Origin of the sequence: Aliiglaciecola litoralis (assembly GCF_039523355.1) — a bacterium.
Classification (GTDB): Bacteria; Pseudomonadota; Gammaproteobacteria; order Enterobacterales; family Alteromonadaceae; genus Aliiglaciecola; species Aliiglaciecola litoralis.
Genome location: NZ_BAAAFD010000021.1, coordinates 1 through 16,474, shown reverse-complemented (window position 1 = coordinate 16,474; position 16,474 = coordinate 1). Strand labels below are relative to the sequence as shown.

The window sequence follows — 16,474 nt, the reverse complement described above, 5'->3', positions numbered from 1 at the left end:
GGCCCGTTAACGTTTAAAGTTGAATTTGGTAAAAAGAGAATGAATGCAGTTTAAAAAAGCGCAACAAAACTAGGCTGTTACTTCCAATTCCAAACAACGTTTAACCCTTAAAAGAAATCCGTATAACAATTTAATCTCCGGAAAGAGTCGGTAATCTGTGACTAAGATCTTTCCATAATTTATTTTTTAGTTATTTGAAACGTTTTTTAAGTGTTTGTACAGGCTGATTTTATTTATTTGGTACAGTTTTTGGGTGTAAAAGTACAGAATTGTGCAAGGAAATTGGAAATCGTAGGAATTGGTGGACTACTGTATGCGATATACAGTGATTTTTTAATCAATTGATACGTATTTTCAAGGATGAAATGATATGCCTGAATCGCCGTTTTTAGATTTTGTGTGTGATGTAATGTATGAGCGCCGATATGCGAAGCGAACCATTGAAAGTTATTCGAAGTGGATCAAAGCTTATATCAATTTTCATAAACAGCGTCACCCAAGGCAGATGGGGGATAACGAGGTAGTCGCCTTTCTCAACCATATTGCTACAGTGAGAAAGTCGGCCGCCAATACGCAGGCAAATGCGTTAAATGCATTGGCTTTTTTATATAAGGAAATTTTGGAAGCGCCACTGTCTGTCGACATGAAATACATTCGTAGCGGTCGCCAGCAAAAGCTACCTATTGTGTTAACGCAATTTGAAGTTCAAGGATTACTGGCGTGTGTTAACCCAGCGTACAAATTGGCTGTGTGCTTACTTTACGGTAGTGGGCTTCGTTTAATGGAATGTATTCGATTGCGGGTGGCAGATATTGATTTTGATTATAAGTCGGTGCGCATTTGGTACGGTAAAGGCGGAAAACATAGAATAGTGACGCTGGCTGAGGAATTAATCCCTAAAATTCGACAACAAATTGTCATTGCACAACAGTATTTAGAAAGCGATTTGGAAAACCCCAAATATTCTGGGGTTTGGTTACCCTATCGTCTGAGGGAAAAATATCCGTCTGCGAGTGAATCTCTGAGTTGGCACTATCTTTTTCCGTCGCGTAATTTATCCATTGATCCGGAAACTAAGTTATTACGTCGCCATCATATCAATGAATCGTCGGTGCAAAAAGCGGTGAAGCTTGCTGCCAAAGAAGCCTGTATTGAGAAAAATGTATCTCCTCATACCTTGCGTCATTCCTTTGCCACCCATTTATTACTTTCGGGCGCGGATATTCGCACTGTGCAAGATCAACTTGGCCATGCTGATTTGCGCACCACACAAATCTACACACATATTTTGCAGCGCGGTGGTAACTCGGTGATCAGTCCATTATCACGTTTATATTAAGTCACACTAGTGTATCAGAGAATATCAGAGTTTATGCATCGGAATGAGGCATTAGGTGTTGAGAAAACGATTCGTGAATCACTATAAAATTTGGCTTTCCGACGTATTGATGTAGTTATAATCAACACCGAATTAGATCCCGCAGGTGCGGGCGAGATGGCAATTCCGGTGCTTGCTCCAGCACTGGCCAATGCAATTAAAGCAGCCAGTGGTAAACGGATCCGGCATCATCCTATACGTGCTTGATTTCTTTAGGCTATCTAGGGAAAGTAAGTAGTGGTTGAGATTATTAGCGGCATTAAAAAACCCAGCCTAAGCTGGGTTTTGATATAAACATGATACGTGTTATTTACGCAGTTTCTGAATAAGACGAATTTGCGCAATGGCTTCTGCAAGCTCTGCAGCTGCTTCTGCGTAGTCAAAGTCAGCACCCGCGTTAGCGATGTGCTCTTCGGCTCTGCGTTTTGCTTCAAGTGCCGATTGCTCATCCAAATCTTCAGCGCGTACAGCGGTGTCTGCCAAAACCGTTACACTGCTTGGTTGGACTTCAAGTAGTCCACCGGCAATATAGATGATTTCTTCTTCACCGTGCTGTTTTATCAATCGAACCATGCCAGGATTCAGTGCCGTGATCAGTGGAGCGTGACCAGGGTAAATACCGAGTTCACCTTCACTACCGGTGATCTGAATAGTTTGCACTAGACCAGAAAATATTTTTTCTTCAGCGCTAACAACATCCAGATTAACTGTCATTGCCATGGGACCTCCAAGTAAGGTTTATGAAAATAACTAAGTAAAAGCGCAGTTACCTACGCTTTCATGCCTTTAGCTTTTTCGATGGCTTCATCAATACCACCAACCATATAGAAGGCTTGCTCTGGTAAGTGATCATACTCACCTGCAAGGATCCCTTTAAAGCCACTGATAGTGTCTTTCAAAGACACGTACTTACCTGGAGAACCGGTAAATACTTCAGCAACGAAGAATGGTTGTGACAAGAAACGCTGGATCTTACGAGCACGAGATACTGATTGCTTATCTTCTTCTGACAACTCGTCCATACCCAAAATCGCGATGATATCTTTAAGTTCTTTATAACGCTGAAGAACCGATTGAACGCCACGTGCTGTGTCATAGTGCTCTTGACCGATAACTAATGGGTCAAGCTGACGCGACGTAGAATCCAATGGGTCAACCGCTGGGTAAATACCCAAAGAGGCGATATCACGAGACAATACAACCGTTGCATCCAAGTGAGCAAAGGTGGTTGCTGGGCTAGGGTCAGTCAAGTCATCCGCAGGTACGTATACCGCTTGGATTGAAGTGATTGAACCTGTTTTAGTTGATGCGATACGCTCTTGCAGTACACCCATCTCTTCAGCCAATGTAGGCTGATAACCTACAGCTGATGGCATACGTCCAAGTAGTGCAGATACCTCAGTACCGGCAAGCGTATAACGGTAGATGTTATCTACGAAGAAAAGTACATCACGACCTTCGTCACGGAACTTCTCAGCCATTGTCAAACCTGTCAATGCTACGCGTAGACGGTTTCCAGGAGGCTCGTTCATCTGACCGTAAACCAATGATACTTTATCAAGTACGTTTGATTCGTTCATTTCATGATAGAAATCGTTACCCTCACGAGTACGCTCACCAACACCGGCGAATACTGAGTATCCACTGTGCTCGATAGCGATGTTACGGATAAGTTCCATCATGTTTACTGTTTTACCTACACCAGCACCACCGAACAATCCAACTTTACCACCTTTAGCGAAGGGGCAAACCAAATCGATAACTTTGATACCGGTTTCTAGTAGTTCAACAGAACTTGATTGTTCTTCATAGCTAGGCGCTTCACGGTGAATAGACATACGCTCTTCTTCACCTATAGGGCCTGCTTCGTCGATTGGATTACCCAATACGTCCATGATACGACCTAGCGTGGCTGTACCAACTGGAACGTGAATTGCTGCACCTGTATTATCTACAGCCAACCCACGGCTTAATCCGTCGGTTGTACCTAGTGCGATAGTACGTACTACACCGCCACCAAGTTGTTGCTGCACTTCTAAGGTTAATCCCTTCAAGTTACCTTCGGCAACTATCAGTGCGTCATATATTGTTGGAACGGCATCTTGTGGAAATTCAATATCCACAACCGCGCCAATGATTTGGACGACCTTACCTTGACTCATGTTTAGTCCTCATTAATTTTTAAAACCTTTGCCTACACCGCTGCCGCGCCGCTCACAATCTCACTGATTTCTTGTGTGATTGCTGCTTGACGTGCTTTGTTGTATACCAATTGCAAATCATCGATTAAATCGCCCGCGTTATCGGTAGCAGCTTTCATCGCTACCATTCGTGCGGCTTGCTCAGAGGCGCTGTTTTCAACGACGCCTTGGTACACTTGGGATTCGATATAACGGACCATTAATTTTTCCAAAATGGGTTTTGGATCTGGTTCGTATAGGTAGTCCCAACGATGCTTTAATTCTTCTTCATCAGACTTAGGCAAAGGCAACAATTGATCGATTCTAGGCTCTTGTGACATGGTATTGATGAAGTCGTTGTAGACCAAATATAAACGGTCTAACGTGCCTTCGTTGTACGCATCTAACATAACACGTACTAAACCAATTACATCTTGAACGCTGGGCGTATCACCTATGCCAGATTCTGCAGCAAGTACTCTGCCACCGAATCGACCGAAAAATGCACATGCTTTTGCGCCTAAGGCAGCAAAATCAACTTCTACGTCTTGTTGTTGCCATTTTTTGACATCCGCAGTGACCTTTTTGAACTCATTTGAGTTCAAGCCACCACACAAGCCGCGATCGGTTGAAATCACGATATAACCTACACGTTTAACCTCACGCTCTTCCAAATAAGGATGACGATATTCGAGGTTACCGTGGGCCAAGTGACCTATCACGTTGCGCATACTTTCGGCATATGGACGGCTGGATTCCATACGGTCTTGCGCCTTTTTCATTTTAGACGCAGCAACCATTTCCATAGCACTGGTGATCTTCTGAGTATTCTTGATACTCCCGATCTTACCTTTTATCTCTTTACCGCTGGCCATGACTTATCTCCGATTACTCAACTAACCGGCCACCGTTCTGATAAGAACAGTGGCCGCATTGATTACCAAGTTTGGGTCGCTTTGAATTTATCCAAAGCTTCAGTCAACTGGGCTTCAATTTCACCGTTATAATTACCGGTGTCGTTAAGTGTTTTCATTAGATCAGCATATTCAGCGTTCATGAATGAATGTAGTGAGGCTTCAAAGTCCAACACTTTGTTCAATTCAAGACCTTTCAAATAGCCTTTTTCTACGGCAAACAAAGACACACCCATATCACCTACTGACAATGGTGAATATTGGTTTTGCTTCATTAATTCCATAACGCGCTCACCGTGCTCAAGTTGAGAACGTGTCGCTTCATCAAGATCAGATGCGAACTGCGAGAACGCCGCCAATTCACGATACTGAGCAAGGGCTAGACGGATACCGCCACCCAACTTCTTGATGATTTTAGTTTGCGCTGCACCACCAACACGAGATACCGAAATACCGGCGTTTACCGCAGGACGAATACCGGCGTTAAACAAATCAGACTCTAGGAAGATCTGACCATCGGTAATCGAGATTACGTTGGTAGGTACGAATGCTGATACGTCGCCTGCTTGAGTTTCAATGATTGGCAATGCCGTCAATGAACCCGTTTGGCCTTTTACTTCACCGTTAGTGAATTTTTCTACGTAAACTTCGTTTACACGAGCTGCACGCTCTAGTAGACGAGAGTGAAGATAGAAAACATCACCAGGGTAAGCTTCACGACCTGGAGGACGACGAAGTAGTAATGAAATTTGACGATATGCTACAGCTTGCTTAGACAAGTCATCATATACGATAAGTGCATCTTCACCGCGGTCGCGGAAGTATTCACCCATGGTACAACCTGAGTAAGGTGCCAAGTATTGCAATGCTGCAGATTCAGACGCAGAAGCGGCAACCACAATAGTATGAGCCATTGCACCGTGCTCTTCTAGCTTGCGCACTACGTTAGCAATAGTTGAGGCTTTTTGGCCAACTGCTACGTAAACACATTTAACGCCTGTGCCTTTTTGATTAATAATGGCATCGATTGCCAACGCAGTTTTACCTGTTTGACGGTCACCGATAACCAATTCACGCTGACCACGACCAACTGGGATCATGGCATCAACGGATTTATAACCAGTTTGAATAGGTTGATCTACCGATTGACGTTCGATAACACCAGGGGCGATTTTTTCTACCGGCTCAAAACCGTCAGCTTCAATTGCACCTTTACCATCGATTGGCTCACCCAGTGTGTTAACAACACGACCAAGTAGGTTACGACCAACTGGTACTTCCAAAATACGACCTGTAGATTGGACTTTCATACCTTCTTGTAGGTCCGCATAAGGACCCATAACTACCGCACCTACAGAGTCACGCTCTAGGTTCAATGCGATAGCATAACGATTACCTGGAAGCTCAATCATCTCACCTTGCATAACATCGGCAAGACCGTGGACACGAATGATACCGTCGGTTACACCAACAATAGTACCTTCGTTACGAGCTTCACTTTTTACATCAAACTGTTCAATTCGTTTTTTGATCAGTTCTGCAATTTCAGTGGAATTCAGTTGCATGCTCTATTTCCCCGCTATGATTGTAATGCGTCTGATAGACGGTTTAGTTTTGATCTAACCGAACCATCAATTACTGTGTCACCGGCTTTAATAATTACTCCGGCTACGATCGCAGCATCGACGTTACAATTCAGCTTAACTTTTCGTGCAAGACGTGTCTCAAGCGACGCGCTAATATCGGATTGTTGCTTTTTAGTCAGTTTCACCGCAGAAGTAACTTCAACATCAACTTCTTTGTCAAACTCTGACTTGTATTCACTAAACAACACGGCGATATCAGGAAGCGCTTTTAAGCGTCCATTCTGTGCCAGTACTTTCACAAGATTCTGACCCGCTAGGTCGATTTGTTCACCACAAATATTGATAAACAATTCAGCTAGTTTGTCGGCGGCCATCGCGCTTGATAAGAGTTTTCTCATCTCGTCGTTTTTGGCTACTTCGCCTGCAAAAACCAGCATGTCTTGCCATTGTGAAACGGCTTTATTTTCAACCGCGTAGTCGAAAGCTGCTTTAGCGTAAGGGCGAGCGACAGTTGTCAATTCAGACATAGCTCATGTGCCCCTTATAGCTCAGCGACAAGTTTTTCAACTATGTCACTTTGTGCAGCAGCGTCGATTTCTCGAGCCAAGATTTTCTCAGCGCCAGCGACTGCTAATGCAGCTACTTGCTTACGAAGATCTTCCTTCACACGGTTGCGTTCGGCTTCAATTTCGGTATGACCTGACGCGATAATCTTTTCACGTTCGGCATGGCCTCGTTGCGTTTCTTCGTCAACAATTTGTGTTGCACGCTTCTTGGCTTGTTCGATAATTTCAGCTGCTTGAGTCTTGGCATCTCGTAATTGTTCAGTCGCTTTGTCCTGAGCAAGTTCGAGTTCCTTTTGACCTCTTTCGGCATTAGCCAAACCGTCAGCAATTTCTTTCTGACGTTTTTCAATCGCTTCCATCAGCGGTGGCCACACGTATTTCATACAGAAAAGTACAAAAACGGTGAACGCGATTAATTGGCCTATTAGAGTGAAGTTAATATTCACGACCACTCCTCCTCATTAATTGTTCGCAAAATTGAAATGGTTTATTACTAAACACCAACAGCGAACAGAAGGTATAGAGCGATACCAACACCGATCATCGCGATAGCGTCAATAAGACCCGCTACGATGAACATTTTTACTTGTAGTTGTGGGGCAAGCTCTGGTTGACGAGCAGCAGATTCTAGGAATTTGCCACCTAGTAGACCAAAACCGATTGCAGTACCTAGGGCACCCATACCGATTAGTAGAGCAACAGCGATATATAACATGTATCTCTCCGATTTTTAGTTAAGTTTTAAAAGTTAAAGTTAAAAGTAAAATTATTGGGCATCCTGCCCGTAAAACGAATTAGTGGTCTTCACTGGCCAGACTTAAATACACAATGGTTAACATCATGAAAATAAAGGCCTGCAGTGGTAGAACAAGAATATGGAATACTGCCCACATAAAGTGCAGCGGTAATTGATAAAGACCTATGGTCGCTATCAAAATGAATATCAATTCACTGGCATACAAGTTACCAAACAAACGCAGAGCCAACGAAAGTGGACGTGCTAGTAAAGTTACGGTTTCTAGTATGAAGTTCACGGGAATAAAAGCCCAGTGACCGAAAGGCTGCATGGTCAATTCTTTGGTAAAACCGCCGATGCCTTTCATTTTTATTGAGTAGTAGATGATCAGCATAAACACGCCGATAGCCAACGCAAAGGTTAGATTCAAATCAGTGGTCGGTACCGCTTTCATGTAAACATCATGCGGGTCCATACCAAAACCGTACTGTCCAACCAAGCCAGCTATCATAGGAAGCACATCAACAGGGACTAAGTCCATCAGGTTCATAATAAGAACCCAACCAAATATGGTCAGTGCAAGCGGAGCAATGAGTGCGCTTCGACCATGGAAGGTGCTAGTGACATTGTCATTCACAAAATCAACTACCAATTCCACGAAGGCTTGTGTTTTAGACGGAACGCCAGATGTTGCTTTTTTAGCAACAGAGCGGAAGAACCATAAAAATAAAACACCTAAACCTACCGACCACGCAAGCGTGTCGATATGCACTGCCCAAAAACCTGCATCAGAGCACGCTTTATTAAATGCAACACCGTTTTCGGTATTACACATAGTAGCATTGGTTAAGTGGTGTTTTATGTATTCTGAGGTCGTATATTCAGATGCCATTGATTAACCCAATAATAGTAATTTAAATTCGTTTCAATCCAAACCCAAAGCGGTAGTAAAGACATTTTTTATCGTTCTGTTGTTGTCTGTACTATCACCGTTGCCACCCAGTGACAAAGGGTCATTACAATGAAACTGGAGAAAAGTACTAAAGGCGCTAAATTCAACCCGTAGAACGCAATCACTGCCAGTATCACCGTTAAAATCATTTTCAGTTTTGCACCTTGACTGAAGCTCCGTACTACCAATTCATTTTGACTGGCACCAGAGTAACGAAAAGCAAGTAGTGCAAATACCGCGTTAGGTAAGATATTCATCAATCCTCCAAACAACACCGCTAGTGCCGAATGGGAATTTGATAACAACAAAGTGGAGATACTAATAATCAGTACGACCGCACTTTGGATATAGAGCACTTTGAAAGCCATCTTCTGGCCTTTCTTGGCTAAGTAATTTGCCAATTGAGTCCTCTACGCATCAAAACCATAACAAAAAGCGCCAAAAGTATACTGTTTTACCGCAAATATTCAACCATTAAGCGTCTTTTGTTGTTGTATTTGTATTAATACAGTTAAAGGCACAAAACCCCTAGTTTTACTAGGGATAAGCGTAGGTTGAAAAATAGGCCGTTAATCCTATGTAACGCAGAATTATATTTGTTCTTCGCAAAGGCTCAAAAATACCTGTCATCCCGGTGGTGCTCTTAGAGCCGGGATCTTCTCAACACCTGTTTGTAGTTAACTACGCAGTACTGTTACGGAGATCCCCGATAACAACATTCGGGGATGACATTGGTAGTCATCCCGGTGGTGCCCAACATTACCGTCATCCCGGTGGTGCTCTTAGAGCCGGGATCTTCTCAACACCTGTTTGTAGTTAACTACGAAGTACTGTTACGGAGATCCCCGATAACAACATTCGGGGATGACATTGGTAGTCATCCCGGCAGGGCTCTTGAGCCGGGATCTTCTCAACACCTGTTTATAGTCAACTACGCAGTACTGTTACGGAGATCCCCGATAAAAACATTCGGGGATGACGTTGGTAGTCATCCCGGTGGTGCCCAACATTACCGTCATCTCGGTAGTAATTAACATCACTGTCATCCCGGCAGGGCTCTTGAGCCGGGATCTTCTTAACACCTGTTTGTAGTTAACTACGCAGTACTGTTACGGAGATCCCCGATAACAACATTCGGGGATGACATTGGTAGTCATCCCGGTGGTGCTCAGAAACAACCGTCATCCCGGTAGTACTCAACATCACTGTCATCCCGGTGGTGCTCTTAGAGCCGGGATCTTCTCAACACCTATTTGTAGTCAACTACGCAGTACTGTTACGGAGATCCCCGATAACAACATTCGGGGATGACATTGGTAGTCATCCCGGTGGTGCTCTTAGAGCCGGGATCTTCTTAACACCTGTTTGTAGTTAACTACGCAGTACTGTTACGGAGATCCCCGATAAGAACATTCGGGGATGACGTTGGTAGTCATCCCGGTGGTGCCCAACATTACCGTCATCTCGGTAGTAATTAACATCACTGTCATCCCGGCGGTGCTCTTGTGCCGGGATCTTCTTAACACATGTTTGTAGTCAACTACGCAGTACTGTTACTGAGATCCCCGACCAACAACATTCGGGGATGACGTTGGTAGTCATCCCGGCAGGGCTCTTGAGCCGGGATCTTCTTAACACATGTTTATAGTCAACTACGCAGTACTGTTAAGGAGATCCCCGATAACAACATTCGGGGATGACGTTGGTAGTCATCCCGGTGGTGCCCAACATTACCGTCATCTCGGTAGTAATTAACATCACTGTCATCCCGGCGGTGCTCTTGTGCCGGGATCTTCTTAACACATGTTTATAGTCAACTACGCAGTACTGTTACGGAGATCCCCGATAAAAACATTCGGGGATGACATTGGTAGTCATCCCGGCAGGGCTCTTGAGCCGGGATCTTCTCAACACCTATTTGTAGTTAACTACGCAGTACTGTTAGGGAGATCCCCGATAACAACATTCGGGGATGACGTTGGTAGTCATCCCGGTAGTAATCAACATCACTGTCATCCCGGCAGGGCTCTTGAGCCGGGATCTTCTTAACACATGTTTATAGTCAACTACGGAGTACTGTTACGGAGATCCCCGCACTGCGTGCGCACCTAACAACATTCGGGGATGACTTTGTTTTTATGTTTGGGGATGACAGAAATGGCGCACTTGGGGATGACGCCTGATAGCAGATCCCAGCTAAAAGCATGCTGGGATAACGCTTGGGCCGTTACTTTATATGGCTTAGGATGCCGTCTAGCTCGTCTAGGCTTGAGAAGTTAATCACTAATTTGCCTTTGCCTTTGGCATTGTGAGCTATGCTCACTGGCGCGCCTAAATTGTCAGATAATTCGCTTTCAAGACGCTGAACATCAGGATCAATTTTTTGTTCAGGCTTGGGTTTAGCAGGTTCTAGTAGCCGACGTACTAGGTTCTCGGTGTCTCTTACCGTGAGTCCTTTACCAGACACCGTTTGTGCGGCTTCTGTTTGCGTATCACCTTGTAAAGACAACAACGCACGGGCATGGCCCATTTCGATATCACCGTGTTCAAGCAACAGTTTCACATCTTCGTTAAGGTTATTTAAGCGCAGTAAATTAGTCACTGTGGTACGGGATTTACCCACGGCCTCGGCCACTTCTTGGTGAGTGAGCTCAAATTCCGTCATCAACCGATCCAACGCTTGCGCTTCTTCCATCGCGTTTAGGTCTTCACGCTGGATGTTCTCAATCAGCGCAATGGCGACTGCCGCTTCGTCAGGTACATCTTTGATAATACAAGGGACAACATCCAAGTGAGCTAGTTGCGATGCTCGCCAGCGACGTTCACCGGCAATAATTTCGTATTTATCTTCACCCACTTTTCGAACCACTATGGGTTGAATGATCCCTTGTGAACGAATTGATGAGGCTAAATCATCCAAAGCCTCTGGTGACATGTCTTTTCTAGGTTGATATTTTCCGGTTTGAAGAAATTCGATGGGCAGTTTTTGCAATTCACTTTTGCTCTCTGACACATTCGAGTCATGCTTGGCATTACTTGTCGCAAGCAGTGCATCCAGTCCTCTTCCTAATCCTCTTTTTTTCGCCGACATGTCTATTGCTAACCCTTTTTATTCTTAACTGGCTTTTTGTAAATTTTTAGTGCGGCGGCGTAGTATTTCACCGGCCAATGCCAGATAGGCTTTTGCACCTGTTGATGATTTATCATAATACATCGCTGGCACACCAAAGCTCGGTGCCTCAGCTAATCGCACGTTGCGCGGTATTACTGTTCGGTAAACCTGTTCACCAAAATGACGTTTCAGTTGTTCTGAAACATCATTAGCTAGACGATTTCGCGGGTCATACATAGTGCGCAAAACGCCTTCAATTTTCAAATTTGGATTGACCACTGACGCTAGCTTATTAATGGTATCCATCAATGCGGTAATGCCTTCAAGGGCATAATATTCACATTGCATGGGGACTAACACTGAATCAGCTGCCGCCATAGCATTCACGGTAAGCTGGCTCAAAGAGGGTGGGCAATCGATAAAAATGTAATCGTAATAATCTCTAACCGGCTCCAGTGCTTTGCGCAATCGTATTTCACGGGCAAAGACTTCCATTAACTTGATATCCGCAGCAGTGTTATCACTGTTTCCGGCAATCAAATGATATTTACCGGTTGTTTCGGTGATCACCACTTCTTGAATGGGCTTTTCTTCAATTAATAATTCGTAGCAAGTGGATTCCACTTCGTACTTGTCAATACCGCTTCCCATAGTGGCATTACCTTGTGGATCCAAATCAATCAGCAATACTTTACGTTTAGTAGCAGCCATTGAGGCTGCTACGTTTACTGCAGTGGTGGTTTTTCCAACCCCACCTTTTTGATTTGCAATTGCAATGACTTTCGCCAATTTACTCTTCCGCTATGTTATCAAGTGAATTAAAACAGTAGTAGGTACTAACTAACTTTTCGTATCTTGATCAGATGACGGTCACCTTCAAGCATTGGAATAGCCAGTTCAATCGATTCTATCATTTCAAAGCCATCGGGGAGAAGTGCGATTTCCTGCTCCGGAAATTGGCCTTTCAATGCAAAGAATTCTCCTTGTGAATCTACCAGATGTTGACACCAGTGCAACATATCTTTTATCGATGCGAAGGCGCGGCTCAACACTATATCAAGTGGCACATCAGGCTGATACTGCTCTACACGGGATTGAACAGGCTCAATATTATCTAAACCCAGTTCAAATTTAGCTTGTTTCATAAAACGCACGCGTTTACCTAAGCTATCAAGTAACACGAAGTGCTTATCTGGATGCATAATGCTCAGAGGTATACCGGGCAGGCCAGGGCCTGTCCCGACATCGATATAGCGTTGTTTGGTTAAAAAGGGCGCTACGACAATTGAATCAACAATATGCTTGACCAGCATATCTTGTGGATCCCGCACGGAAGTGAGGTTATAGGCCTTATTCCATTTGTTGATCATCAATACAAAGTCTACTAGCTTTTGACGCTGATCTTCAGTGATTTCAAGCGCTAGGGGTTGCGTTACTTTATCAAACGCAGTTAACAGTTGGGTTTTTAACATATCCATTAGGCGCTTTGCAGGTCTGCGCTATGATCTTTTCTTAGCAATCCTTGCTTCTTCAAATGGACCAATAACAGCGAAATAGCCGCTGGTGTGATGCCAGAGATCCGAGTTGCTTTGCCAATTGTCTCAGGACGTGTTTCGGTCAGTTTAGCTACCACCTCATTAGACAATCCAGAAATCGTGCTGTAATCAAAGTCCATTGGTAACAGGGTATTCTCGTGCCGTAAACTTTTCGCTATTTCGTCTTTTTGGCGCTCAATGTAACCAGCATACTTGATCTGAATTTCCACTTGTTCGGCCGCTTGGGCGTTTTCAATTGCTGGACCAAAACCGTCAATACTAGTTAATTTCAAATAGGTCATTTCAGGACGACGAATAATATCTTCCAAAGAGTGTTCACGACTCAATGGATTTTTTAACAAAGGATTAAGCTTCTCAGCCGCCGCATGTTTTGGATGCACCCAAGTACTTTTTAAGCGTTGCCGTTCAAGCTCGATGGCGTCCATTTTTTGGTTAAACGCTGCCCAACGGGCATCATCAACCAAGCCTATTTCGCGGCCTTTGGCGGTCAAACGAAAATCAGCATTATCTTCACGTAACAACAAACGATATTCCGCACGGCTGGTAAACATCCGATACGGCTCTTTCGTGCCCATGCTCGATAAATCGTCGATCAAAACCCCCACATAAGCTTCGTCGCGACGCAGCACTAAGGGATCTTTTTGTTGCACTTGCAATGCAGCGTTGGCACCGGCTAGTAGGCCTTGTGCGCCAGCTTCTTCATAGCCCGTTGTACCGTTGATCTGTCCTGCAAAAAACAAGCCTTCAATAAACTTCGTTTCAAGAGTTTGTTTCAGATCTCGTGGATCGAAAAAGTCGTATTCAATGGCGTAGCCAGGGCGAATAATATGCGCGTTTTCAAAACCTTTGATCGAACGGACTAAATCAAATTGCACATCAAAAGGTAGACTGGTTGAAATCCCATTAGGGTAGATCTCAATGCTGTTTAAGCCTTCTGGCTCTACAAAAATCTGATGTGAATTTTTATCCGCAAAGCGATTAATCTTATCTTCAATCGAAGGACAATATCGTGGTCCAACACCTTCGATAACCCCCGTATACATGGGCGAACGATCGAGTCCAGAACGAATAATGTCATGGGTACGTTCATTGGTATGGGTGATATAACAGGAAATTTGTCGTGGATGATCTTCCACTTTACCCATGAAAGAAACCACTGGCAAAGGCGTATCACCTGGTTGTTCTTGCATAAGATCGTAATTGAGCGTGCGTGAATCCAGTCGCGCTGGGGTGCCAGTTTTAAGTCGATCGACTCTAAATGGTAAAGCACGAAGCCGTTCAGCAAGGGCGATTGAAGGTGGATCGCCGGCTCTACCGCCTTTGTAATTTTCCATTCCAATGTGGATAGTTCCACCAAGGAAAGTACCTACGGTCAACACCACTGTCTTGGCTTTAAATTTCAGACCCATTTGGGTAACGACACCGCAAACGCGATCGTTTTCGACAATCAAGTCATCACAAGATTGTTGGAATAGGGTTAAATTGGGTTGATGTTCGATAATGTTACGGATCGCAGTGCGATATAACGAACGATCAGCTTGAGCTCGAGTGGCTCTTACCGCTGGACCTTTGCTTGAATTCAGTGTGCGAAATTGAATACCCGCTTTGTCTGTAGCCAGTGCCATAGCACCGCCTAATGCATCAATTTCTTTGACCAAATGACCTTTTCCGATGCCACCTATGGCCGGATTACACGACATTTGACCAAGGGTTTCGACGTTATGGGTTAACAGCAATGTATTTACACCCATTCGCGCAGAGGCAAGCGCAGCTTCGGTTCCTGCATGACCGCCGCCAACAACAATGACATCAAATTCTTGCTGATAAAACATATGCGCCTCTAGATCTAACGTTAGTCAAAAATTAAGCTCCGATCAATTTTGCGATCGCAGTTTAAAAAAGGGCGCGTATTCTATACTTTTTTTAACCAAATAGAAATGCATAAAATTCGTTCAATTATAGGTGACATGGGGTTTTAAAGCAGATTAATTTTATTGTTTTACTGACGATCTCTCGATCTTAATATCTTTAATCTATTTAGATCTTTAGTTTATTTTTATTATTATTAGCGATCGCATTTTCTGTACATAACCCGAATTAGATCATTTAAAACAATAACTTAAGTAGAGTCTTAAGGTGTGATCAAAACTTGATCAAAACGGTATAAGCTGTGGTTAACTAGCGATCTTATCCACAGGCGTGATCGCTCCAATTTATATCCAGTTGATAACTACAAGATGCTAACGTCATATCCTCATAGTTATACACAGACAATATTCGCGATTTATCAGGACTTTTAAACAGGTGATCATCAAAAAAATGTTTAGAAAGATCGTTTTAAACTCTGTTTTTGGGTTAAAACACCAGCACTATTGTCTGAATTTGATTACTAGAGGCTCGCAAAGAAGTGCATATTTTGTATTTAAAGAAGAGAATAGAAGTCGAAACTGGATAAATTTAAGATAATTTTTAGACTGTATTTAAACCTTTTTGCGCATCGATACGACTCATTACTTACTTCAATGGTCAATTGACCCTATATGTCGAGATAAAATTATGTTTGCACTGACTAAAACCAAAACAATTACTCTACTGTCTACCATCGTACTTTTAGCAAGCCTTACCGTATCTGCTGAAACCCTTAAGCAGACTTTTAAGGTCACTGAAGGCGGTGATTTATATTTACGCACTGATGTCGGCCGCTTGGTTATCGATACTCATAACAGTGATGAAGTACTGTTAGAAGTGGATATCAAAAATGATGAAGATGATAAATTTGAATTAACTCACGATGTAGACGGTAATCGCGTGAATATATATGGCAAATTGGAAAGGAATAAAAGCTGGGGTTGGGATAATCGTTTGAAAGTGGAATTTAGGGTCACAGTGCCAAAGCAATTTAATATTGAACTCTATACTTCTGGTGGTTCGATAGATATTGAGGACTTAAACGGTAATGTTGATGCTCATACCTCAGGCGGCTCGATTGAAGTAGGTGATATTCGCGGAAATGTGAAACTAAAAACCTCCGGTGGTTCAATCAGTACCGAAAGTATTTATGGTGAAATCGACGCTCATACATCCGGTGGTAGTATTCGCGTGACCATGGCCAAGCAGCCTACACAAGATGCGGAACTAAGTACTTCAGGCGGTTCAATTAAGGCTTATTTGCTCGAAGACATTAAAATCGACATTGATGCTTCCACCGGTGGTGGTCGAGTGCGTTCAGATTTTGATGTGGATGGACGAGTCAAAAAACAATCTATTCGTGGTGAAATCAACGGCGGCGGTCCGCGCCTAGAATTACATACCAGCGGTGGCAGTGTGTCGATTAAAAAGTTGTAGAGACGGCCACGTCATCCCGGTGGAGCCTGTAACTAATTTTGTGTAACTGCCTATCACAACATACTCTAGTAAGAGTTAAGGATAGGCAGATGCAAATGAACAAAAAAGAATTAGAAGCTTTCGCCAAGGAAGCGGCCAAAGGCATTAAA

Annotated in this window: 16 protein-coding genes; 3 read left to right on the top strand and 13 right to left on the bottom strand. The window is 43.6% G+C overall.

The window, feature by feature from the left end; genetic code table 11:
* Positions 1 to 370 precede the first annotated feature (370 nt).
* Positions 371 to 1,339 (top strand): integron integrase, encoded by a 969-nt coding sequence (locus tag ABD036_RS18675; RefSeq protein WP_343862662.1) that lies wholly within the window; start codon positions 371 to 373, stop codon positions 1,337 to 1,339.
* 90 nt (positions 1,340 to 1,429) lie between these two features.
* A complete protein-coding gene (locus ABD036_RS18670; RefSeq protein ID WP_343862661.1) occupies positions 1,430 to 1,585 on the top strand; it encodes a hypothetical protein in 156 nt (51 codons plus the stop codon).
* A 99-nt stretch (positions 1,586 to 1,684) separates the two neighbouring features.
* Here the strand turns inward: ABD036_RS18670 and ABD036_RS18665 are convergent, their stop codons facing one another.
* The 13 genes from ABD036_RS18665 to mnmG form a co-directional block, all read right to left on the bottom strand.
* Positions 1,685 to 2,098: a F0F1 ATP synthase subunit epsilon gene (locus ABD036_RS18665; RefSeq protein ID WP_343862659.1), complete on the bottom strand. Its 414-nt coding sequence runs from the start codon at positions 2,096 to 2,098 to the stop codon at positions 1,685 to 1,687.
* Between the two features lie 50 nt (positions 2,099 to 2,148).
* Positions 2,149 to 3,540 (bottom strand): F0F1 ATP synthase subunit beta, encoded by a 1,392-nt coding sequence (gene atpD / locus ABD036_RS18660; protein ID WP_343862657.1) that lies wholly within the window; start codon positions 3,538 to 3,540, stop codon positions 2,149 to 2,151.
* 32 nt (positions 3,541 to 3,572) lie between these two features.
* Positions 3,573 to 4,433 carry a F0F1 ATP synthase subunit gamma gene (gene atpG / locus ABD036_RS18655; RefSeq protein WP_343862655.1) on the bottom strand — a complete coding sequence of 287 codons (861 nt, stop codon included), beginning with the start codon at positions 4,431 to 4,433 and terminating at the stop codon, positions 3,573 to 3,575.
* 62 nt (positions 4,434 to 4,495) lie between these two features.
* The gene (gene atpA / locus ABD036_RS18650; protein WP_343862653.1) at positions 4,496 to 6,037 is read right to left on the bottom strand and encodes a F0F1 ATP synthase subunit alpha; all 1,542 of its coding nucleotides are present in this window, start codon (positions 6,035 to 6,037) and stop codon (positions 4,496 to 4,498) included.
* A 14-nt stretch (positions 6,038 to 6,051) separates the two neighbouring features.
* Positions 6,052 to 6,585, bottom strand: coding sequence for a F0F1 ATP synthase subunit delta (atpH, locus tag ABD036_RS18645; RefSeq protein WP_343862651.1), 534 nt, complete (start codon positions 6,583 to 6,585; stop codon positions 6,052 to 6,054).
* A 14-nt stretch (positions 6,586 to 6,599) separates the two neighbouring features.
* Positions 6,600 to 7,070 (bottom strand): F0F1 ATP synthase subunit B, encoded by a 471-nt coding sequence (gene atpF / locus ABD036_RS18640; RefSeq protein ID WP_343862649.1) that lies wholly within the window; start codon positions 7,068 to 7,070, stop codon positions 6,600 to 6,602.
* 47 nt (positions 7,071 to 7,117) lie between these two features.
* Positions 7,118 to 7,339, bottom strand: coding sequence for a F0F1 ATP synthase subunit C (atpE, locus tag ABD036_RS18635; RefSeq protein WP_343862647.1), 222 nt, complete (start codon positions 7,337 to 7,339; stop codon positions 7,118 to 7,120).
* Between the two features lie 79 nt (positions 7,340 to 7,418).
* Complete coding sequence (gene atpB / locus ABD036_RS18630) at positions 7,419 to 8,252, bottom strand: F0F1 ATP synthase subunit A (RefSeq protein WP_343862646.1); 834 nt, start codon at positions 8,250 to 8,252, stop codon at positions 7,419 to 7,421.
* Between the two features lie 68 nt (positions 8,253 to 8,320).
* Positions 8,321 to 8,713 carry an ATP synthase subunit I gene (locus tag ABD036_RS18625; RefSeq protein ID WP_343862644.1) on the bottom strand — a complete coding sequence of 131 codons (393 nt, stop codon included), beginning with the start codon at positions 8,711 to 8,713 and terminating at the stop codon, positions 8,321 to 8,323.
* Positions 8,714 to 10,539: 1,826 nt separating this feature from the next.
* Positions 10,540 to 11,403 carry a ParB/RepB/Spo0J family partition protein gene (locus ABD036_RS18620; protein ID WP_343862642.1) on the bottom strand — a complete coding sequence of 288 codons (864 nt, stop codon included), beginning with the start codon at positions 11,401 to 11,403 and terminating at the stop codon, positions 10,540 to 10,542.
* A gap of 24 nt (positions 11,404 to 11,427) precedes the next feature.
* Positions 11,428 to 12,213, bottom strand: a complete 786-nt coding sequence (locus ABD036_RS18615) for a ParA family protein (protein WP_343862640.1) — start codon at positions 12,211 to 12,213, stop codon at positions 11,428 to 11,430.
* A 47-nt stretch (positions 12,214 to 12,260) separates the two neighbouring features.
* Positions 12,261 to 12,902: a 16S rRNA (guanine(527)-N(7))-methyltransferase RsmG gene (gene rsmG / locus ABD036_RS18610; protein WP_425542591.1), complete on the bottom strand. Its 642-nt coding sequence runs from the start codon at positions 12,900 to 12,902 to the stop codon at positions 12,261 to 12,263.
* Positions 12,902 to 14,812 carry a tRNA uridine-5-carboxymethylaminomethyl(34) synthesis enzyme MnmG gene (gene mnmG / locus ABD036_RS18605; RefSeq protein ID WP_343862638.1) on the bottom strand — a complete coding sequence of 637 codons (1,911 nt, stop codon included), beginning with the start codon at positions 14,810 to 14,812 and terminating at the stop codon, positions 12,902 to 12,904. The genes rsmG and mnmG overlap by 1 nt, the downstream gene beginning before the upstream one ends.
* Before the next feature lie 724 nt (positions 14,813 to 15,536).
* Between mnmG and ABD036_RS18600 the strand changes: the two genes are divergently transcribed.
* On the top strand, positions 15,537 to 16,325 hold the full coding sequence (locus tag ABD036_RS18600) for a DUF4097 family beta strand repeat-containing protein (RefSeq protein WP_343862636.1): 789 nt from the start codon (positions 15,537 to 15,539) through the stop codon (positions 16,323 to 16,325).
* The last annotated feature ends 149 nt before the right edge of the window (positions 16,326 to 16,474 follow it).

Coding starts and splice junctions, on each gene's coding strand:
- ABD036_RS18675 (WP_343862662.1), top strand. CDS start 371: ATGCCTGAATCGCCGTTTTTAGATTTTGTGTGTGATGTAATGTATGAG.
- ABD036_RS18665 (WP_343862659.1), bottom strand. CDS start 2,098: ATGGCAATGACAGTTAATCTGGATGTTGTTAGCGCTGAAGAAAAAATA.
- atpD (WP_343862657.1), bottom strand. CDS start 3,540: ATGAGTCAAGGTAAGGTCGTCCAAATCATTGGCGCGGTTGTGGATATT.
- atpG (WP_343862655.1), bottom strand. CDS start 4,433: ATGGCCAGCGGTAAAGAGATAAAAGGTAAGATCGGGAGTATCAAGAAT.
- atpA (WP_343862653.1), bottom strand. CDS start 6,037: ATGCAACTGAATTCCACTGAAATTGCAGAACTGATCAAAAAACGAATT.
- atpH (WP_343862651.1), bottom strand. CDS start 6,585: ATGTCTGAATTGACAACTGTCGCTCGCCCTTACGCTAAAGCAGCTTTC.
- atpE (WP_343862647.1), bottom strand. CDS start 7,339: ATGTTATATATCGCTGTTGCTCTACTAATCGGTATGGGTGCCCTAGGT.
- atpB (WP_343862646.1), bottom strand. CDS start 8,252: ATGGCATCTGAATATACGACCTCAGAATACATAAAACACCACTTAACC.
- ABD036_RS18620 (WP_343862642.1), bottom strand. CDS start 11,403: ATGTCGGCGAAAAAAAGAGGATTAGGAAGAGGACTGGATGCACTGCTT.
- rsmG (WP_425542591.1), bottom strand. CDS start 12,902: ATGGATATGTTAAAAACCCAACTGTTAACTGCGTTTGATAAAGTAACG.
- mnmG (WP_343862638.1), bottom strand. CDS start 14,812: ATGTTTTATCAGCAAGAATTTGATGTCATTGTTGTTGGCGGCGGTCAT.
- ABD036_RS18600 (WP_343862636.1), top strand. CDS start 15,537: ATGTTTGCACTGACTAAAACCAAAACAATTACTCTACTGTCTACCATC.